The following is a 20,054-nucleotide window of genomic DNA, read 5'->3' as shown; positions in this document are numbered from 1 at the left end:
TGTTTCCAAGACTCTTGTTCGGCTTGGCAGTCCTCGTAGCGACGGCTGCACCGCTTGCGGCTCAAAGCGTGAAAGTCGGGATCGATGCCTGGCAACGGGCCGATTATGCCGGCGCAATCACGATCTGGCGGCCGCTCGCTGAGAAGGGCGACGCCGACGCCGCATTCAACCTCGGCCAGGCCTATCGGCTCGGCCGCGGCGTTCCAACCAACCTCGGCGCCGCTCAGACCTGGTTCGAGCGCGCGGCGGAGAAAGGCCATGTCGATGCCCAGGCTACGCTCGGGCTCCTGCTGTTCCAGAACGGCAACCAGGCGGCGGGCCTAAAATGGCTCAAGGCCGCGGCGGAGCAAGGCGAGGCGCGCGCGCTGCTGGTCTACGGCACCGCCTTGTTCAACGGCGACAACGTCACCCAGGACCCCATCCTCGGCTACGCTTATGTGAGCCGAGCCGCCGCGCAGGGCCTGGCGCCGGCCAAGGAGACGCTGGCCCAGCTCGACAAGCTGCTCCCGGTCCAGGACCGCAAGAAAGGCGTCGCGATCGCCATGGCCAAGGCAAAGACGGCGCCGCCCCCCGCGACGAAAGCGGTCAAAGCAAAGCCCAAGCCAACTCAAACCACCGCGGCGGAGATAAAGACCGCGGCGCCCACGCCTGTGGCGAAGGCTCCTACCATCGTGGCAAGCGGCAATTGGCGCATCCAGCTCGGCGCCTTCTCGCAACACGGCTCAGCCGAAGCGCTCTACAAGCGGATTGCCGGGAACGGCGCGCTTGCCGGGCGTCAGCCTTATTATGTCGCCGCGGGCGCCGTCACTCGCCTTCAGGTCGGCCCCTTCGCTAGCCGCGCGGCGGCGCAATCGGCGTGCAACGCGCTGAACCAGGCCTGCTTTCCAGTCCCGGCGAAGTAATCAGCCGCGAAACCAGTCGCGCCGCCGCACGCCCTGCACCCACAACAACGCGTCGAGACCGTGATGCTTGAGCTCGGCATCCGCGACCTCGACCAGCGCGGGCTTGCCGCGGAAGGCCAGGCCAAGCCCCGCCTCCTCGATCATCAACTTGTCATTGGCCCCGTCGCCGACCGACAGCACGTCCTCACGGCCCAATCCGAGCTCTTCCCGTGCCTCGATCAAGGCGTCGCGCTTGGCCAAGGCGTCGACGATCGGATCGCCCACTTCGCCGCTGAGCTTCCCGCCCGCGAAAATCAGCCGGTTGGCGCGCACCCGATCAAAGCCGACCTTTCGCGCCACCGGTTCGGCGAAGGACAGGAACCCGCCGGAAACGAGAAGGCAGCTCGCGCCCCCTGCCCGCATGGTCTGGACCAGGGTCCGGGCGCCGGCGGTCAGGTGCACCCGTTCGTCGAGACAGCGGGCAAGCTCGGACTGATCGAGGCCGGCAAGCAAGCGCACCCGCTCCCTGAGCGCCGAGGGAAAGTCGAGCTCACCCTGCATCGCCCGCTCGGTGATCCGCGCCACCTTGTCCTTGAGGCCGGCATAGTCGGCCAGCTCGTCGATGCATTCCTGGCCGATGATGGTTGAATCCATGTCCGCGACGAACAGCCGGCGCCAACGCGGCTCGTTGGGCTGGACGACCACGTCCACGCCGTCGAGCGACGCAAGCGCCCAGCGCGCCGTCTTGATGTCGCCGGCAAAGTTGAGATCGGCGGCATCGCCCTCGTCGATCCAGTGCGCGAACACCGCCCCCGGATCGACCTCGCGCAAAAGCCCGAGCGCCCGATCGATCAACCTGTCATCCAGTCGTCCCGCTGCTATCAGCGTCGCAATGGCCATCGGCGCCCCACAACCTCCCGTCCTTCTCATTGCCGGCCCAACCGCCAGCGGCAAGTCCGCGCTGGCGCTGGCTGCTGCTGAGCAAATCAAAGGTGTGATCGTCAACGCCGACAGCGCGCAATTGTATCGCGATTTGCATATTCTCAGCGCCGCGCCGACCGCGGCCGAGCAGGTCCGGGCCGAACATCGGCTTTACGGCGTCCGGGAAGGCGCCGAGTCCTGTTCCGCGGCGGATTGGGCGGCGATGGCGCGGCCGGAGATCGCGGACATCCACAACCAGGGGCGGGTGCCGGTGCTGGTTGGCGGAACGGGGCTGTATTTGCGGACCCTGCTCGAGGGGATTGCGCCGGTGCCGCCGATCGATCCGGCGATCCGACGCGCCGTTCGCACTGCTTCGACCACGGAAAACTGCGCGCGGCTGACCGGGCTGGATCCCGCCGCCGCGGCCCGGATCAAGGCGGCCGACACCACACGAATCGCACGGGCGCTCGAAGTGGTGCTGTCGACCGGCCGGACGCTCAACGACTGGCAGGCCCAACGCGCGGGCGGAATCGGCGATGAAATCGAACTTCGCCCACTCATCCTGCTCCCGCCGCGCAAGTGGCTGTACCAGCGCTGCGACGACCGCCTGACGCAGATGATCGACGCCGGCGCGGTCGCCGAGGTCGAGGCATTGCTCGCCCGGGGGCTGGATCCCAACCTCCCGGTCATGCGCGCGATCGGCGTTCGCGAAATCGCGGCTTACCTCCGTGGCGCGGTCACCTTGGACGAAGCAATCGCGGCGGCCCAACAGGCCACCCGCCGCTACGCCAAGCGGCAATATACCTGGTTCGCGAACCAGCCCCCGCCGGATTGGCCGCGCTTTCGCGAGGCGCTCGACATCGCCAACCTCGGCGATGCGCTGGCCCTGTTGCAGCCGACCGGCTAGGCGGCGCGGATGGAATGGCTGCGCGATTCTGACATCGATCCCGCCCCGTTGGCCGGCCGGCGTGTCGCCATCATCGGCTACGGCAATCAGGGCCGCGCCCAGGCGCTCAACCTCCACGACAGCGGGGTCCACGTCACGGTCGGGCTGCGCGGCGCGTCGGGAAGTTCCAACGAAGCCGAGACCGCCGGCCTCAGGGTCGCGCTGATCGAGGATGCGGTGGCGCCGGCCGATATCGTCATGCTGCTCGCGCCCGATGAAATCCATGGCGCGCTCTATCGCGAAATCGAGCCGCACCTTCGCCACGGCGCCGCGCTCGGCTTCAGTCACGGGCTATCGGTCCGCTTCGGCTTCGTCGAGCCGCGCGCCGACCTCGACATGTTCCTGCTCGCCCCCAAGGGACCGGGCACCGCGCTCCGCTCCCTCTACCGGGAGGGCAAGGGGATGATCGCTCTGTGGGCGGTCCACCACGACGCCACGGGCGATGCCAAGGGAATCGCTCTCGCCTACGGCCGCGCAGTCGGCTGCGCGCGCGCCGGCTTGATCGCCTCGAGCTTTGCCGAAGAGGCGGAGGCCGATTTGTTCAACGAGCAGGCCGTGGTGTGGGGCGGCGTCCCCGAGCTGCTGATCGCGGGGTTTGAGACGCTGGTCGCCGGCGGCGTGTCAGCGGAGGTCGCCTACCTCGAATGCGTCGGCGAATTGCACCTGATCGCCGGGCTGATCGAGGCGCGCGGCATCGCCGGCATGCGCGAGGCAATCTCCAACACCGCCGAATTGGGGGCGCTGGTCGGCGGCACGCGCATCGTCGATGAAAGCGTCCGCGAGCGCATGGCCCAAGTGCTGGCGGAAGTCCGCGCCGGCCGCTTCGCGGAGCAGCTGCGGCGCGAGGAAGCCGACGGCTATCCGCGTCTCGAATCCGCCCGCACCAGCGCGCGGGAGGCATTGATCGAACAAACTCGGCGGCGCCTTAGCGGCGAGGATTAGCTCAGCGAGCCTCCACGCGATCGCCGACGCTCGCGCGCTCGAGATAGGCGCGCTGCAGCCGGCGGTGGGTATCCGCGACATGCGGATCGCTGGCCTCGATCGCGCGCTCCTGCTCTTCGGCAGCGCGACGCGCGAAATAGATGCGGTCGGTGTTTTCCATCGTCCCGCTCCTTCCCTTGAAGCGGCTTTTTAGCAGATTGTTACGCCAATGTCGCGTTCAGCCGGCCGCCTTCACGCGGTCGATCGCCTCCAACAGCACTCGCTTCGCCTCGGCGGCGTCGCCCCATCGTCCAACCCGCACCCACTTGTCGGGCTCGAGGTCCTTGTAGTGGGTGAAGAAGTGCTCGACCTGCTGGCGGACGATCTCGGGCAGGTCCTCGGCTCCGCCGACGTTCGAATAATAAGGAAAGGTCGAATCGATTGGGACGGTCAGCAATTTCTCGTCGCCGCCATGCTCGTCTTCGAGGAAAAGGACCGCAATCGGCCGCGCCCGGACGACACACCCGGGGATGAAAGGAGTGCGCGAGACGACCAGGGCGTCGATCGGGTCGCCGTCGAACGACAGCGTATGGGGCACGAAGCCATAGTTTGCCGGATAGCGCATCGGCGTGTGCAGGATGCGGTCGACGAACAGCGCTCCCGACGTCTTGTCGAACTCATATTTGACCGGCTCGCCGCCAACCGGCACCTCGATGATGACATTAATCGAGTTGGGCGGGTCGTCGCCGATCGGGATCAGGTCGATGTTCATGGCAGATGGCTCGCGGTCCTAAATAAGGCGAGACCCAAGAACAACGCCAACACGCTCGCAGCGACCGACCCGATCATATAGCCGGCCGCGATCCCGTAAGAGTGGCGTTCGACCATCAGCGCCGCGTCTAGCGAGAAAGCGGAGAAGGTCGTGAAACCTCCTAGGATTCCGGTGGTGAGAAATAGGCGCATGTGCTGCCCCACACCTGGGCGGAAGGCGAAATAACCGGCAAGCAGGCCCATCAGGAACGAGCCGGCGATGTTCACGATCAGCGTCCCGGACGGGAAGCCATATCCGAACAGCCGCGCCGAGGCGACGTTCACGCCATGACGCATGGCGCCGCCGATCCCGGCCCCGATGAAGACGATTAGATAGAGCATCGGCGCAGCGCTTACTTCCGCCAGAATAGTTTTTCGAGGTCGCCGTGGGCAAGCTTGACCCAGGTCGGGCGGCCGTGGTTGCACTGCCCGGAGCGCGGCGTCACCTCCATCTCGCGCAGCAGCGCATTCATTTCCGCGACCGACAGCACGCGCCCGGCACGGACCGAGCCGTGGCAGGCGATGGTCGCCGCGACAAGGTCGAGCTTGTCGCGCAGCGACAGCGCACCGCCGAGCTCGGCGATCTCCGCGGCGAGGTCGGCGACAAGCCCGGGAATGTCGGTCTTGCCCAGCGCCGCCGGAACTGCGCGGACGAGGATAGAGCCCGGACCGAATCGCTCAATCTCGAGCCCGAGCTCGGCCAGATCGGCGACCGCTCCTTCGAGACGATCGCAATCGGGCTCCTCCAGCTCGACCACTTCGGGCAGCAGGAGCGCCTGGCGCGCCACCTGTCCCCCTTCTCGCGCGGCGCGCATCCGTTCCAGGACCAGGCGCTCATGTGCCGCATGCTGGTCGACGATCACCAGTCCGTCCTCGGCCTCGGCGACAATGTAAGTCGCATTCACCTGCCCGCGCGCAACGCCCAGCGGATAGCCGTGCACCTGCTCGACCGCCGGCTCGGCGCGCGCGGCGGGGGCCTGGTCGAAGAGGCGTTGCTCGTCGGCCAGCATCGTCATTCCCGCGAAAGCGGGAATCCCGCTGTCTTGGGCGGAAGCAGAACCCCCGCCTTCGCGGAGGTGACGGTTGAGCTGTGCGTCGTAGGTCGCGCTGCTGGTCCACATCACCGGCGCCGCCGATTGCTCGCGCGCGGCGCTGCGCTGGCTCTCTTCGTCGAGCGCTCGGCGGAGGCCGCCGACGATCAGCCCGCGAACCGCCGACGGATCGCGGAAGCGCACCTCGGTCTTGGCCGGGTGGACGTTGACGTCGACTTCGTCGAGCGGGACCTCGAGGAACAGGGCTGCAATCGGATGACGGTCGCGCGCGATGAGATCGCGATAGGCGGCCCGCATCGCTCCACCGAGCAGCCGGTCCTTCACCGGCCGCGAATTGACGAACAGATATTGCTGGTCGGCCAGGCCGCGATTGAACGTCGGCAGGCTGATGACGCCGGTGAGCCGCAGCCCGTCGCGCGCGCAGTCGATGCCGACCCCATGGCGGTCCAGCTCATGGGCCAGCAGAGCGGCAACCCGGGCCGGCGCCTCGCTCGGTTGGAGCGTCAATATTCGGCGCCCGTCGTGATCGAGGGTGAAACCGACGTCGCTGCGGGCCATCGCCAGCCGCTTCACCGCGTCGAGACAGGCGGCATACTCGGAGCGCGGGGTACGCAGGAACTTGCGGCGCGCCGGGACCTTGTCGAACAGGCCTTCGACGCGGATTCGCGTGCCTGGCGGAAGCGCCGCCGGGCCCTCCCCCGCGTCATCGCCATGGTCGATCGCGATCCGCCAGCCATCGGCGCCGCGTACGCGGCTTTCAAGCGTGACCCTCGAGACGCTGGCAATCGAGGGCAGCGCCTCCCCGCGGAAGCCGAAGCTGGTCACTTGGTCGATGGCGTCGCTCGGAAGCTTGGACGTGGCATGCCGCTCGAGCGCCAGGCGCATTTCGTCGGAAGTCATTCCGCAACCGTCGTCGGCAACTTCGATCAGCTCGAGGCCGCCCGCCGCCAGCCGGACCGAGACTTGGGTCGCGCCCGCGTCGAGTGAATTTTCGACCAGCTCCTTGAGCGCGCTCGCCGGACGTTCGACGACCTCGCCCGCGGCGATGCGATTGATGAGCTCGGGCGGCAGCCTTCTTATTGACATGTTAACCATTCCTAGCTCATTCCGAAGGCGCCGGCGAAGCACTGATTTTTCGCGGAAATTCAGGCGGCCTTCAATGGGAAGAGTTTAATCTAAAGTGAAGTAGCGGAGCCCAGTTTTCCGCTGCTTTTCGGGCAACATGCGAGAGACGGGAAACGAATGTTCTGGACGCGCTGGTTCAAGTGGATGTCACACGACATGGCGATCGATTTGGGGACCGCCAACACCCTCGTTTACGTGCGCGGCCGGGGCATCGTCCTGAATGAGCCGTCGGTGGTCGCGATCGAGACCATCAACGGCGTGAAGAAGGTCAAGGCCGTCGGCGTCGACGCCAAGCTGATGATGGGCAAGACGCCCGACCAGATCGAGGCGATCCGCCCGCTACGCGACGGCGTCATCGCCGACATTGACGTCGCCGAGCAGATGATCAAGCACTTCATTCACAAGGTACACGGCGGCAAGATGCGCGCCTGGCGCTTCCCTGAGATCGTGATCTGCGTCCCTTCCGGATCGACTTCGGTTGAAAGGCGCGCAATCCGCGATGCCGCCTCCAACGCCGGCGCGAGCGCGGTCTATTTGATCGAGGAGCCGATGGCCGCGGCGATCGGCGCCGACATGCCGGTCACCGCCCCGATCGGCTCGATGGTCGTCGACATCGGCGGGGGCACGACCGAGGTCGCGGTGCTGTCGCTGCGCGGTCTCGCCTACACCACCTCGGTGCGCGTCGGCGGCGACAAGATGGATGAAGCGATCAGCTCCTACGTCCGCCGCAACCACAACCTCCTGATCGGCGAAGCCACCGCCGAGCGGATCAAGAAGGAAGTCGGAATCGCCAAGCCGCCGGTCGATGGCATCGGCAAGACCGTCCACATCAAGGGCCGCGACCTCGTCAACGGCGTGCCCAAGGAAATCTCGATCAACCAGGGCCAGATTGCCGAAGCGCTGTCCGAGCCGGTCGGAACGATCGTCGAGGGCGTCCGCATCGCGCTCGAGAACACCGCGCCCGAGCTAGCCGCCGACATCTGCGACCAGGGCATTGTCCTGACCGGGGGTGGCGCGCTGCTCCAGGGCCTCGATGAAGTGCTTCGTGACGAAACCGGCCTGCCCGTGACTGTCGCCGACGATCCTTTGACCTGTGTCGCGCTCGGCACCGGACGCGCGCTGGAGGAAGAACAGTTCCGCGGCGTGCTCCAGACCGCGTAACGGGATCATAACGGGTGGCGACCGCGCGTCCCGGCTGGTCGCGGCGAGCCCAGTACGGGCTGTTTTTCAGCTTCCTGGCGGTGATTGCCGGCATCTTCGTCGGGCTGGTCCTGCTCGTCCTGTCGATGGTCGCGCCCAAGACCTTCGAGGGCGTGCGCGGCGCGGCGCTCGACGCCACCTCTCCTGTGACCTCCGCCTTGCATTCGGTCGGCGCGACCGCGACGGGCCTCGTGTCCGGAGCCGGCGACTATTGGGATGCCGCTTCGCAGAATGGCGAGCTCAAGCGGGAAAACCGCGCGATGCTGCGGCGGATGGTCGAAGCGCGCGCCATCGTTCAGGAGAACGGCCAGCTCAAGGCCGCGCTTCAGCTGCGCGAACATGCCCATGACGCCGTCGCGACCGCGCGGATCGTCGGCTCCTCCTTCAACAGCCCGCGCCGCTTCGCCATCCTGTCTGTCGGCAAGTCCGACGGAGTGCGCGTCGGGATGCCGGTTCGGTCGCCGGACGGGCTGGTCGGGCGGATCGTCGATGCCGGCAACCTTGCCTCTCGCGTGCTGTTGGTCTCCGACCGCGCCAATATCGTCCCCGCCCGCCTGCTGCGCGGCGGCATTCCGGTGATCTCGCAGGGCCGTGGCGACGGCACCGTCGACGTCCGCCCGCTCGAGGTCGGCCGCAACCCGTTCAGGCGAGGCGACATCATCATCACTTCGGGCACCGGCGGCCTTTATCCCCCGCTGGTGCCGATCGCGCGGATCGTGAAACTCGACGACGACGGCGCGATCGCAATTCCCCTCGCCGATCCATCGAACATCAGCTTCGCGATCGTCGAGCCGCCGTTTGAGCCGCTCGCGGTCGCCGCGGACCAAGCCTCGGCACCGCCGGAGACGCCCTGAATGGCCCGCGCCGCGCTCGCCTCGCCCCGGCGCATCGGCAAGGGCCCTTCCCGCCTTGCTGCTTACATCCCGGCTGCGACCGTCGTCGCGGCGTCGCTGCTGTCTGCCTTGCCGATCGTCTCGACCAGCGGCTGGTACCCCGATCTCGGCTTCCTCGCCTTCATCAGCTGGCGGCTGCTGCGGTCGGATCCCTGGCCGGCCTGGTGGGCTGCGCCATTGGGCTTCATCAACGACCTGTTCACGGGATATCCGATAGGCTTTTCAATCGCTTTGTGGAGCGCGACAATGCTCGCGCTGGATTTGATCGATCGCCGGACGATGTGGCGCGATTATTGGATTGAATGGGTGTTGGCCGCCGTGCTGCTTGCGATCGACGAATGGTTCCAATGGCGCCTCGCCGCCGTTGTGGGAGCGCGCGTCCCCTTCACGATGATGCTTCCCCCGTTCGCTGTCGCGGTCCTCATCTTTCCGCTGACCGCATGGCTGGTGTCGCGCATCGACGCGCGGAGGCTGGGGCGATGAAGCCGATCCGCCTCACCGCGACTCATCAATCGATCACCTTCTCGCGGCGCATGCTGCTCCTGGGCGGCGCCCAGGCCGGCGTCGGCGCGCTGTTGATCGGGCGCATGGGCTGGTTATCGGTCGCTCAAAACCAGAAGTACCAGCTGCTCAGCGAGAGCAATCGCGTGCAGCTGATCCCGGTGCCGCCACGGCGGGGCTGGATCATCGACCGCAAGGGCAAGCCGATGGCGATCAACCGCTCCAGCTTTCGGGTCGACATCATTCCCCAGCAGCTCGTGGATGGGCCCAAGGTAGTCGCAAACGTCGCGGCCCTGCTCCAGCTCCCGCCCGATGAGATCGACCGGATCAACCGCGAGCTCGCCGTCTCGCGAGGGTTCCAGCCGGTGTCGGTCGCCGACAATATCCCCTATGAGCAATATGCAGCGATCACCGTCCGGCTTCCCGAGCTGCCCGGAGTTTCGGCGTCGCGCGGATTCCAGCGCTTCTATCCGGGTGGGTCCACCGTCGGACAGCTGGTCGGTTATGTTGGTGCCGCTTCAGCCGCCGAATATGAGAAAGAAGACAAGAACCCGCTGCTGCTCATCCCTGGCGTGAAGATCGGCAAGGAAGGGCTTGAGCAGACGCTCGAATCGACTCTTCGGGGAGTGCCCGGCGGACAGCGGGTCGAAGTCACCGCGCGCGGCAAGCTGGTCAAGGACCTTGACCCGAAACCCGATCGCAGCGGCGGCACGGTGCAGCTCACGATCGACGCCGACCTCCACGAATATGCCGCCCGGCGCATCGGCGACCAGTCGGCGTCCGTCGTCGTCATCGACGTCACCAACGGCGACATCCTCGCCATGCCCTCAATGCCGTCGTTCGACCCAAACAACTTTTCCGACGGGATCAGCAAGAACGAATGGAAGATGCTGTCCGGCGACGACCACTTGCCGCTGGTCGATAAGACGCTCGAGAGCCTCTATCCGTCAGGCTCGACGATCAAGCCGTCGATGGCGATGGCGCTGCTCAATGCCGGCATCGATCGCACCCAGAAAGTGAACTGCACCGGGGCCTTTCAACTCGGGAACCACACGTTCCACTGCGACAAGCGGCACGGTCCGGTCGATATGGACGCGGCCGTCGTCCACAGCTGCGACGTCTATTTCTACAGCATGTGCCTTCGCGTCGGGACGGACAAACTGTCGCCGATGATCCGCTCGATGGGCTTCGGCGAGAAATTCGACCTGCCGTTCGACAACCAGCGCTACGGGACCATCCCCGACCCCGACTGGATGATGCGGAAATATCATCGCAAGTGGCAGGGATACGACACCGTCAACATGTCGATCGGCCAGGGCATGGTCCTCATCAATCCGCTGCAGCTGGCGGTGATGGCCAGCCGCCTTGCGACGGGAAAGCGCGTCGTTCCGCGCTTGCTCAAGAACAAGCCGATCGTGCCGCAGACCCCGCTTGCCGTCGATGAGGATCATTTGAACTTCATTCACAAGGCGATGTGGGGGGTGGTCGATCATGGAACCGCAGCAGCAGCGAAGCTGCCGCTCGCCGGCATCCAGATGGCCGGCAAGACCGGCACCGCGCAGACTCACAATCTCAGCGCGAGCGAACGCGGCGACTACACGAGCGCGACCTGGAAGCTGCGCGACCACTCGCTGTTCATGGGCTTCGTCCCGTTCGACAAGCCGCGCTATGCGGCCGCGACGATTGTCGAGCACGGCGGCTTCGGCGCTGCCGTCGCTGCACCGCTGATCCGCGATACCCTCACCTATCTGTACGACAAGAGCAAGGCGATCGCGGCGCTGAACGTCTTCGAGCAGAGCATCGGCGGCGCGCCCGACGAGCGCATGACCCGCAAGGTCGCCGGGTGGCGGAGCGCCAACGGGCTTCCGCCGCTTCCCGCCAAGCAGGCATGATCACCTCGGCCATCATCCCAAAGCCGCTCGCGCGGCTGCCATGGCGCTTGATCTTTCTGGTCGCCGGGATCGCGCTGTTCGGTCTGATCGTGCTTTATTCGGCGGCCGGCGGGTCGGCGCATCCGTGGGCAATCAAGCAGGCCATCATTTTCCTCGGCTTCCTCGCAATCGCCGTCGCGATGTCGTGGCTGAGCGAAGCGACGATCAAGTCGATTGCCTTTCCGCTCTACGGCGTGACGCTGATCATGCTGATCGGGGTCGAGGCTCTCGGATTCGTCAGCAAGGGGGCCCAGCGCTGGCTCGACCTCGGCCCGATCCGCTTGCAGCCGTCCGAGTTCATGAAACCGGCGATCGTGCTCACCCTCGCCCGCTTCTACGAGCTGGTGCCCGCCGGCGAAACGCGCAAATGGCGCGCGATCTGGCCGGCGTTCGTGCTGCTCGGCGTCCCCGCCTTCCTGATCCTCGTTCAGCCCGACCTCGGCACCTGTATCATGGTCGTGCTGTGCGGGATCACGGTCATGTTTCTCGCCGGCCTACCGCTGTGGATCTTCATCGCCCCGGCAGCGGCGATCGCGGTGGCGGCGCCGATCGTCTACGGCATGATGCACGGCTATCAGCGCAAGCGGATCGACGTGTTCCTCGATCCCGAAAGCGACCCGCTCGGTGCCGGCTATCACATCGCGCAATCGAAGATCGCGATCGGCTCCGGCGGAATTTGGGGCAAGGGCTTCCTCCACGGCAGCCAGAGCCACCTCGACTACCTGCCCGAAGGGCACACCGACTTCGTGTTCGCGACGATGGCCGAGGAATGGGGCTTCGCCGGCGGCGTGCTCCTGATCCTCGCCTTCGGCGCCGTGATCCGCTGGGGCATGCGGGTCAGCGCCAATTCCCGTACACGCTTCGCGCAGCTGACCGCCGCCGGCCTTTCCGCGACCATCTTCTTCTACGTCGCGATCAACCTGATGATGGTGATGGGCCTGGCCCCGGTCGTCGGCGTTCCCTTGCCGTTGGTCAGTTTCGGCGGCTCGGCAGTGATGACGGTGATGCTGTGCCTCGGCTTGCTGATGGCACTCGAGCGGCACCAGCGGACGGCGTCGCGGCTCTAGATCTCGCCGCCGCTCTGCCCCGCCACATTGGTCCAGCGATGCGGCAGCCCAAGCCCGGTGAGCCAGCCAACACCGTCTTCGTCCTTTAGCATGGCAATCGTCGCCGCGCTCCCGGCGACCACGCACAGGTCGGCGATGACGCTGATCGCCGCGAGCTCGCGCACCGGCCACCCGGTCGTGGGATTCAGGATATGGCCGTAATGCACGCCGTCGACGACGATGCAGCGCTCATAATCGCCGCTGCTGGCGAGCGCGCCGCGCTCAATCTCGACCAGTGAGGCCATGCCGTCGCGCAAACGATGATGACGGATGCCGACGCGCCAAGGATCGCGGCCGGGGCGCGGGCCGATCACGCGGACGTCCCCGCCGAGGTTGACGAAGCCGCTGTCGATGCCGCGGTCGAGCAACAGCGTGGCAACCCGGTCGACCGCATATTCCTTCACGACGCCGCCGAAATCGAGTTCCATGCCCGGCACCGGGAAGCGCAGCATCGGCGGCGTCCATTCGACCTTGTCCCAACCGACCAACGGAAGCAGCGCGTCGAGCTCATCCTGCTTTGCCGCTTTAGCGCTCTTGAAGTCCCACGCGCGGTGCAGAATTCCCGAGCTGACGTCGAATAGGCCGTCGCTCTGGCGAAAGCAGGTGTCGGCATAATCGAGGAGGTGCGCGGTCTCATCGTCGACCGCGATCGCCGAGCCGGCAAGCGCGGCCCGGTTGATGTCGGAGAGGAAGCTGTCGCTTCGATACCGCGAATAGAGTTGCTCGAGCCGCTCGATCTCGGCGATTCCGGCTTGCGCCACTTCCTCCGCCGCTTGGTTCGAGCGCGCGAACAGCTGGATTTCGCACGGCGAGCCCATCGCCTTGAACGTCCGGCGGTAGGGCTCGGCGCCGCTCATGCGCCGCCGCTCAAAGCGCGATCGTCACCCGCGCGTTGAGCGTCCCGTGGCGCGCGAGCTGATAGCCGTTGAGGTTCGTTGAAACAGGCTGCAGCCATTCGATGCTCAACCGGTCGGCTTTCCATGGCCCCGCGGACGGATGAACGGTGACCCCCACTCCTGCATCGAGCTCGTGTCCGCCTTGGTTGGTGGGCAAGTCGTCCGCCGAGGCGACCACGTGCGGCACGAGCGCATCGCGATACACGGTGACCTCCGCGACGTCCTGAGAATCGACCACGCCATCTCCGTTGACGTCATAGTCGACTTGCTGGAGCTCGGTGAATGGAACGTTGGTCTCGAGGTGATCCTTGTAAGCGCCGCGGATGCGGCCCTGAGCGGTGAACTGGAGGCGCCCGGAGAGGCTGAGCCACGGCGTCGCGGCCCCGGCGAGCCACACGTCCGCCTTCCCCGCATTGCCAAGCCGATAGCCGAACCGGTTGGCATGGAACCGCTCAACCCCGCTGAACGCCATCCCGGCGGTGAATGGACCGCTATGCGCCTCGACGTCGAGCTCGGCGATTGCGTCCCAGGTGCCGCTCCCGGTCTGAAGGCCGTAACCGACGAAGTCGGTCTTGCCGTTCAACTTGCGGCCGGCTTGTCCGGTCGGCACGCTGACGCCCGCGCCAAGCTGAAGGCTGGTCGCATCGTTGGAGACGAGATTGACCGCGCCGAGCAGCCGCGTGTCGCCCCATTCGGAGCCGCTGTGTCGCCCGCTCCCGTCGGGACCCCCGGCGATTGGCCCGACGGCGGCCGCGCCGGTGAGCGAGTCCGCCCGCACCAACGTCATCGTCCGGTCGACGTAGCTGGGCTCGGCGATCAGGCTCAGCCGCGGCGTCAGCGCATAAGCGATGGTGAAGGCAATTTCGTGCGCATTGCTCGACAGCGGCACCAGCGTGCACGGCGTCGCCCCGCAGGCATTGGCGATGAGGTCCTCGGGCGCGACTCCGTGTCCGTGGAATCGCAGGCCCTTGGCGCTCGTCCCCGAATAGGCGGCGCTGAGCGAGATCGCTCCCGCCCGCGCGGGAATATCGGGCAGCAGCGTCGCTGCGGGTCGCAACGTCAGGAATTGCGGCGCGATCGCGGAATCCTCCTCGCCTCCAGAGGCGGAAAAGAGCGCGTCCTGCCGCTTCGCCAAATCCATGACGAGCCCGGCGGTGACGAGCGACGAATGGAAGTCGGCGTAGCCGGGCTCCCCTCCGCCGCCGAGCTTCAGATCGCCCTTGTGGACGTAATATTCGTACGCGACATGGAGCGCGAGACCATTGGCGAGGCTCTTCTGCACGGCGAGGCTGCCGCTCAGCGCTCCGAACGCCGACAGGCGCTCGTCACTCGAGAAATATTTGAGCGGAATCTGGGTCCGATCGAGCGGTCCGCCGGGGTGCGCCGGATAAGGCTCGTGGAACAGGAAGAACGGCGCATAGAAGCTCGCCGCGGTCTGCGAATAATATCGCGCCCCTGGCGTGATCAGCCACCCGCCGGCGAGCGGCTGATCGAAAGAAATTTCGGCAGTGTGCGCGCGGATGCCCCAATCGTCGCGATAATAGCGGTAATTGAGGTGCAACGCCGCGTCGGTTGGCGCGAAATGCTGCGCAAGGCGGAGATTGAAGGCCCACTGGTTGCGCAGGTCGGGTCGCTGCTCGAGCGAGCCCTTGATGGCGATGTATCGAAGGCCGTTGCCGTCGACGAAGCCGTCAGGATCGTCGAACGCGAGCAATGCAGCTTTGTAGGGATTCTCGAGAAACCCGCTCGACCGGGTGAAGCTGACGTCCGCCTGTACCAACCCATTCTGGTTGAGCACCTGGGTAATGCCGAGATTGGCCGCATAGTCCTTGCGCTTGGCGAAGATCGTCGGCTGTCCGTGATAATCGCGAATCTGGTCCGTGTAGTTTCCGGCGTCGGCCGCGCTGTTGGCGGCGATCGACGCGCGAATGCGGTTGCGCGTCGCACTCACGCCCCAGTTGAGCGTCGTCAGCTTGCGGTTGAAGAAGAACTTGCCCGACGCACTGGCAAAGCGAGACAGATAATCGTGCTCGTTGGATAGGCCGGCACCAATGCTGGCCTCGGCATTGTCCCACTCATGACTGACCGCGCCGTCCCACTGCCGCCGCGTCTCCGGCGACGCTGAGGCCATGATGTGGACCAGCCCCGGATGCGGCGCGAAGCCGTAGGTGTTGGTGTCGGGGTCGTAGTCGTTGAAGTCGACCACCACCGGCTGATCGTTCGCATCGACGTAATAGAAATTGGGACTGGACGCCCCCGATAGCAGCTGCGCTGCGACCGCGGCGCTCGGCAGCGAAACGACCGGCGTCGCCCCCGACCAGCTATCCTGCGCGAAATGCCCTTTGAACGTCGTCCGGCCGGTGATCGGAATCACGCCTTCCAGCGAGAAACTGTCGACCTCGAGCGGCTTGAGCTTGAGCTCCGAATAGCTCTGTCCGTCGAGGTCCCGCTTGCCCTCCTCGTAATGGCCGAACTCGACGCTGAACGACGGCGGCTCGGCGGCGCTCGCGGCGGTCATGCCGGGAAGGGCGAGAGCGGCCGCGGTCAGGGCCTGGAGTGTGCGCCTGCAGGTGTCGCGCTCAGTCACAACCACAACCTCCGCCGTCCTTGGTCACTCCGCCGGACGCGGCTTCGCGCGCCGCGCGCACATGAGCGAGGAGCGCGGTGCGTTGCGGATGCGGATCGAGCGCCATGTGCGGCTTGGCCAGCGTGCCCCTCTGCCACGGCTCGACCGAGGCACAGGCCGAGGCAAGCAACGGCGCGAGCGCTGCGATGATCGTACGGAGCGACGGCGTCATGGGTTCAGCGGCTCGGCCAGGAGCTTTTCGATCGCGCCGCGGAGGCCGGCGGCCTCGTCGGGCCGAAAGCCCGAATGAATCGCGCGAATGTTACCGTGGCGGTCGACGATATACGTCGACGGCATGGCCTTGACCCCGAAGCGCTTCGCGCATGGATCGTTGGCGCCGCTCGCGATCGCAAAACTGACCGGGTGACGCGCGAGGAAACGCGCGGCATCGCTCGGCTTCTGATCCATGTTGACGCCGACGATCTCGAGGCCGCGCGGGCCGAGCTCGCGGCGCATCCGCTCCATGAACGGAAAGGAGGCGATGCACGATACGCACCACGATGCCCAAAAGTCGACGTACACGACCTTGCCCGACAGCTGCTTCAAGCTGCTATCGCGCCCACCGATGTGGAGCGGGCAATCGGGCGCGGAGCGCGACGGTGCCGTGGCCGCGACCGGCGCGGTCAACAAAAAAGCGCAGCAGACCGTTGCTGCCGCGCGTCCGAACATACTCAACCCCCGCCCCCCAATGCACCGTGGTTGTGGAGCCGAAACGTTCGCCGCTTACGGCTGAATGCCCTATTAACGAGCGCGCCGGGACCACCAAGAGTTCGAGCAAAATCGAATTGGACGGGATGAATCGAAGGTCTTGGGCGCCTGGTGCACGACATCGCTTGCCCGACCTTGACCAGATCGGCGTTGCGCCCCATCTGCGCCCATGCTACCGGCGCGCCGCCTCGCAAGGCCGCGGCCGCGGGCAGCGCCTCACGGCATGGACGCATAGCTCAGTTGGTAGAGCAGCTGACTCTTAATCAGCGGGTCCTAGGTTCGAGCCCTAGTGCGTCCACCATTTTTATCTTTTATACCAACTATTTAGCGGAACATAATTATCCGAATTGTGGCGTGCAACCGCCGCACCGGCCCCGTTCAACGGGGACAAGGAGCCCCCCGCCCGCACGACCGCAATCGGGTCAACTCTTGCTCCGCGGTTGCGCCGCCTCGCCGCCTGGCATTACTCATCGCAGGATCGAGCGAGATGGAGGCGGTGTGCCGTGCTGTCAGGGGAACCGTAAGTGACTAGCGTCGAGAGCCAAGCCGTTGCGGGAAAGCTGTCGCGCGCGGCAATCTTCCTGGTGGCGACGGTCAACGGGGGCGAAGAATGCCTCGACGCCGTCCGATCCATGTGCGGCGACCTCGCCGGCTTCGTCCGGGCGGTCGGCTTTCGCAACCTCGATGGCGGGCTTTCGTGCATCATGGGCTTTGGCTCCGACGCATGGGATCGGCTGTTCGGTCAGCCGCGGCCCACGGAGCTGCACCCGTTTCGCGAGATCAATGGGCGCCATCAGGCCGTAGCGACGCCGGGCGACATCCTCTTTCACATACGGGCGCGGAGCATGGATCTGTGCTTCGAGCTGGCAATGCAGCTCATGACCCGACTTGGCGACGCGGTGGCCGTGGTGGACGAGACCCACGGTTTCAAATTCTTCGACCAGCGCGACATGCTCGGCTTCGTCGACGGGACCGAGAACCCGGTCGGGCAGGACGGCATCGACGCCGTGCTGATCGGCAACGAAGACCCGGCTTTCGCGGGCGGAAGTTATGTGATTGTTCAAAAATATCTGCACGACCTCAAGGCATGGAACAGCCTGTCGGTTGAGCGGCAGGAGGGGATCATCGGCCGCGAGAAGTTGTCGAACATCGAGTTCGGGGACTCCGCCAAGCAACCGTTCGCGCACAATGTGCTGACCTCGATCAACGATGGGCAGGGCAACGAGCTCAAGATCGTGCGCGACAACATGCCGTTCGGTGTTCGTCGGTGATCCGCCGGGAAACTACGACCGCCTGCTCGATTTCAGCCGGGCGGTCACCGGAACGCTGTTCTTCGTTCCTTCGTCGGCCTTTCTCGGCGAAGCCGGTCCTGCCGCCCAAGCCACCGCAGCGCCCGCCCCGGCATAATCACCCGCGTTCAGGCGCCGGTGGTGGCGGCGGCGGGGGTGGCGGCGGTGCCGGGCAGGTGTCGGTCGCCAGGATCACCGAGCCGTCGGGGCAGGTTTGGGTTGCCGGCGGCGGCGGAGGTGGCGGGGGCGGAGGCGGCGGCGGTGGCGGCGGCGGCGGAGCCGCGTGGCCACCGAGCGGCAGCACGAACTTGAAGTTCCCGCTGTGGCTCTTGATGTCGCCGTTGAACTCGCCCTCGTACCCGACCCTCACGTCGACCGGGCCCATCTTGCCGCCAATGCTGAGGCCGGCGAGGATGGAGCCGCGCTTCTGGGCCGCCGACACCACGTCGAACGCGCAGGTGTCGATCTGGCACATGAACGCTTCCGAGATGTCGGTGCGCCGTTCGCCGAAGCGGTAGCGGTAGCCGACGTTCACTTCCGGAACCACGCCGCCCATCTGGGTCGCCCACTTCACACCGCCGGTAAGGAAGGTGTGGCTGGACTTGTTGTTGCCCAGGTGAAGCTCGGCGCCGGTGCCTCCGGTCTCGATGAACTCGTCCATCTTGGCGTGGACGTAATCGAGGTTGAGGTACGGCGTGAGGACCGAGGCACCGCCCATCGGGAACCGGGCGCCGCCATGGAGGCCGAGGGTGTACATCTTGACGTCCGGATCGCCGTCGACCGTGGCGGCGAAGCTGGTCCCGGTGCCAAGGCCGGCGAAGTCGATATGACGGCGGCTGTCGCCGTCGTACCAACTGTAGGTGCCCACGCCCTTCACGTAGAAGGCGCCCGGATCGTACACCCCGTAGGCGCCGACCTGCATGCCGTCGGCATCGACCTTGTCGCCGAACAGATGGTCGCGGGTGTGGTTGGTGACCATGCCTGCGCTGACGCCGAGGATGGCGGCGTTGCCGACGCTCGCATCGACGCCGAGCAGACCGGTGAACCGCTTCGCCTTCATCGTCCCGGCTTCACTGTCGCCGTCCGCCTTCCTCGTCTGATAGTCGAGCTGACCCCAGACGTGGATCGGCGAGGAGGCGCGGCACTCAAGCACCGAGCCGGCCAGCGCCGGAACCTCGCAGCTCGTCGCATGGTCGAGGATGTCGTTATAATGGACACCCAGCGACGAGAACGACTGCAGGTAGTTGGCGTAGCTGGCCCCGGCGAGCTGGTTGAGCGCGATGTTGTAGTTCACCGGGTCGGTGATCAGGAACAGGTCGCTCAGCAGATCCGCGAAGCCGCCGGTCAAAGTGACGTCGAACAGGCACTCGAGGCCCTCGCCGACCTGCTCGCCGTTGTTGTTGAGGCCAGGGACCTCGTTGAACGGCACCCGGGTCAGCGCCAGATCGACGTTGTTCTGGTTGTCGTAGACGCAGCCGAAGTCGAGCAGCAGCGAGTCGGCCGGAATGCCGCCGATGATGCACTGGTCGAAGGTCCCGGTGCGGACGTTGGCGTCGATTACGTTCTGATAGACCGTGGTGTCGAACAACGTCCCCGGAGCGAGGTTCGCGACCAGCGTGCCGTCGAGGAACGCATTCTCGACGAACACCTGCGGATAGGTGCCCACCGGCACCTCGCCGGCAACCGCGCCTGGAAGATCGAAGGTGATCGTCCCCGGAGCGCTGGTGGCCGGAGCCACCACCACCGGAGCGCGCAGGTCGAGCGTGTTCATGAACACATAGGACGGGCCATCCACCGGATCGATCTGGAGGTGGAAGTTGCCGCCGTTGTTGATGTTCATGGTGCCGACACCGCACGAGCTCAGCGCCGGGCTGTCGGCAGCGCCGCCGCCGGTTCCCGCCGCCACCCCGGCCGCCGGCAGGCAGCTCGAGTTGATGATGCCGTTGAACAAGGTCTCGCCGCCGGTGACGTTGATCGTGTCGGCGTCGCTCTGCAGCTCGATGTTGCCGAAGATGCTGCCCGACAGGAGGTTGATCACCGACCGGTTGGGAGCGTCGGTCACGTCGATCGCGGTGCCGCGGTGGAAGGTCGTCCCGCCGTCGGTCGAGACGCGGACGATGATGTCGCCCGAATTCTCGATCGTGGTGACATCGCCGGCAAGCGGAACCGTCACGCCATTCGACGTGACCCGGATGCCATACGCCGTCGCCGACCCGCCATTCTCCGTAATCGCATCAACATTGATCGA

The 20,054-nt window shown here is 66.1% G+C and carries 18 protein-coding genes, 1 tRNA gene and 1 pseudogene; 10 read left to right on the top strand and 10 right to left on the bottom strand.

Features of this window, described 5'->3' with window-relative positions; all coding sequences use genetic code 11:
* Positions 1-68: 68 nt before the first annotated feature.
* Positions 69-902 (top strand): SPOR domain-containing protein, encoded by an 834-nt coding sequence (locus N539_RS16240; RefSeq protein WP_051531663.1) that lies wholly within the window; start codon positions 69-71, stop codon positions 900-902.
* On the opposite strand, the gene serB is transcribed toward N539_RS16240, so the two are convergent.
* Complete coding sequence (gene serB / locus N539_RS0108525) at positions 903-1,781, bottom strand: phosphoserine phosphatase SerB (protein ID WP_028969916.1); 879 nt, start codon at positions 1,779-1,781, stop codon at positions 903-905.
* Between serB and miaA the strand changes: the two genes are divergently transcribed.
* Both miaA and ilvC read left to right on the top strand, forming a co-directional pair.
* A complete protein-coding gene (miaA, locus tag N539_RS0108520; RefSeq protein WP_028969915.1) occupies positions 1,774-2,709 on the top strand; it encodes a tRNA (adenosine(37)-N6)-dimethylallyltransferase MiaA in 936 nt (311 codons plus the stop codon). The two genes, serB and miaA, sit on opposite strands and share 8 nt — an antisense overlap.
* 9 nt (positions 2,710-2,718) lie before the next feature.
* Entirely contained in the window at positions 2,719-3,690 is a 972-nt protein-coding gene (gene ilvC / locus N539_RS0108515) for a ketol-acid reductoisomerase (RefSeq protein WP_028969914.1), read from the top strand.
* Position 3,691: 1 nt separating this feature from the next.
* Here the strand turns inward: ilvC and N539_RS18505 are convergent, their stop codons facing one another.
* The 4 genes from N539_RS18505 to mutL are packed head-to-tail and all read right to left on the bottom strand — an operon-like array spanning position 3,692 to position 6,617.
* Positions 3,692-3,850, bottom strand: coding sequence for a hypothetical protein (locus N539_RS18505; RefSeq protein WP_156029847.1), 159 nt, complete (start codon positions 3,848-3,850; stop codon positions 3,692-3,694).
* Between the two features lie 57 nt (positions 3,851-3,907).
* Positions 3,908-4,441: an inorganic diphosphatase gene (gene ppa, locus N539_RS0108505; protein WP_028969913.1), complete on the bottom strand. Its 534-nt coding sequence runs from the start codon at positions 4,439-4,441 to the stop codon at positions 3,908-3,910.
* Positions 4,438-4,821 (bottom strand): fluoride efflux transporter CrcB, encoded by a 384-nt coding sequence (crcB, locus tag N539_RS0108500; RefSeq protein ID WP_028969912.1) that lies wholly within the window; start codon positions 4,819-4,821, stop codon positions 4,438-4,440. Before crcB ends, ppa begins: the two co-directional genes overlap by 4 nt.
* Positions 4,822-4,832: 11 nt before the next feature.
* On the bottom strand, positions 4,833-6,617 hold the full coding sequence (gene mutL / locus N539_RS0108495) for a DNA mismatch repair endonuclease MutL (protein WP_028969911.1): 1,785 nt from the start codon (positions 6,615-6,617) through the stop codon (positions 4,833-4,835).
* A gap of 156 nt (positions 6,618-6,773) precedes the next feature.
* Between mutL and N539_RS0108490 the strand changes: the two genes are divergently transcribed.
* From N539_RS0108490 to rodA, 5 genes are read left to right on the top strand one after another with little or no spacing between them, the layout of a single operon-like run.
* Positions 6,774-7,817 (top strand): rod shape-determining protein, encoded by a 1,044-nt coding sequence (locus N539_RS0108490; RefSeq protein WP_028969910.1) that lies wholly within the window; start codon positions 6,774-6,776, stop codon positions 7,815-7,817.
* Positions 7,818-7,831: 14 nt separating this feature from the next.
* Positions 7,832-8,710 carry a rod shape-determining protein MreC gene (mreC, locus tag N539_RS0108485; RefSeq protein ID WP_028969909.1) on the top strand — a complete coding sequence of 293 codons (879 nt, stop codon included), beginning with the start codon at positions 7,832-7,834 and terminating at the stop codon, positions 8,708-8,710.
* Positions 8,711-9,232, top strand: a complete 522-nt coding sequence (gene mreD, locus N539_RS0108480; RefSeq protein ID WP_028969908.1) for a rod shape-determining protein MreD — start codon at positions 8,711-8,713, stop codon at positions 9,230-9,232.
* Complete coding sequence (gene mrdA / locus N539_RS16235; RefSeq protein ID WP_051531662.1) at positions 9,229-11,142, top strand: penicillin-binding protein 2; 1,914 nt, start codon at positions 9,229-9,231, stop codon at positions 11,140-11,142. The genes mreD and mrdA overlap by 4 nt, the downstream gene beginning before the upstream one ends.
* Entirely contained in the window at positions 11,139-12,248 is a 1,110-nt protein-coding gene (rodA, locus tag N539_RS0108470; protein ID WP_028969907.1) for a rod shape-determining protein RodA, read from the top strand. The genes mrdA and rodA overlap by 4 nt, the downstream gene beginning before the upstream one ends.
* On the opposite strand, the gene N539_RS0108465 is transcribed toward rodA, so the two are convergent.
* From N539_RS0108465 to N539_RS0108450, 4 genes are read right to left on the bottom strand one after another with little or no spacing between them, the layout of a single operon-like run.
* On the bottom strand, positions 12,245-13,144 hold the full coding sequence (locus tag N539_RS0108465; protein ID WP_028969906.1) for an FAD:protein FMN transferase: 900 nt from the start codon (positions 13,142-13,144) through the stop codon (positions 12,245-12,247). The genes rodA and N539_RS0108465 overlap by 4 nt on opposite strands.
* 10 nt (positions 13,145-13,154) lie before the next feature.
* Positions 13,155-15,770, bottom strand: a complete 2,616-nt coding sequence (locus N539_RS0108460) for a DUF3570 domain-containing protein (protein ID WP_156029846.1) — start codon at positions 15,768-15,770, stop codon at positions 13,155-13,157.
* Complete coding sequence (locus tag N539_RS0108455; protein ID WP_028969904.1) at positions 15,763-15,981, bottom strand: DUF4266 domain-containing protein; 219 nt, start codon at positions 15,979-15,981, stop codon at positions 15,763-15,765. The genes N539_RS0108460 and N539_RS0108455 overlap by 8 nt, the downstream gene beginning before the upstream one ends.
* Entirely contained in the window at positions 15,978-16,436 is a 459-nt protein-coding gene (locus tag N539_RS0108450) for a TlpA family protein disulfide reductase (RefSeq protein ID WP_197018390.1), read from the bottom strand. Before N539_RS0108450 ends, N539_RS0108455 begins: the two co-directional genes overlap by 4 nt.
* A gap of 306 nt (positions 16,437-16,742) precedes the next feature.
* Here N539_RS0108450 and N539_RS0108445 point away from each other — a divergent pair.
* Together N539_RS0108445 and N539_RS16230 are read left to right on the top strand one after the other, a co-directional pair.
* Positions 16,743-16,818 (top strand) — tRNA-Lys (locus tag N539_RS0108445).
* Between the two features lie 223 nt (positions 16,819-17,041).
* Positions 17,042-17,924 (top strand): annotated as a pseudogene (locus N539_RS16230) (Dyp-type peroxidase).
* Here the strand turns inward: N539_RS16230 and N539_RS18500 are convergent.
* Positions 17,925-20,054 (bottom strand): autotransporter family protein (locus N539_RS18500; protein ID WP_028969902.1); only part of this gene is annotated, 2,130 nt, incomplete at its 5' end.

This window comes from Sphingomonas sp. URHD0057, assembly GCF_000620665.1.
Taxonomy (GTDB): Bacteria; Pseudomonadota; Alphaproteobacteria; order Sphingomonadales; family Sphingomonadaceae; genus Sphingomicrobium.
The sequence above is the reverse complement of the archived record's forward strand: the minus strand, read 5'-3'. Positions and strand labels throughout refer to the sequence as shown.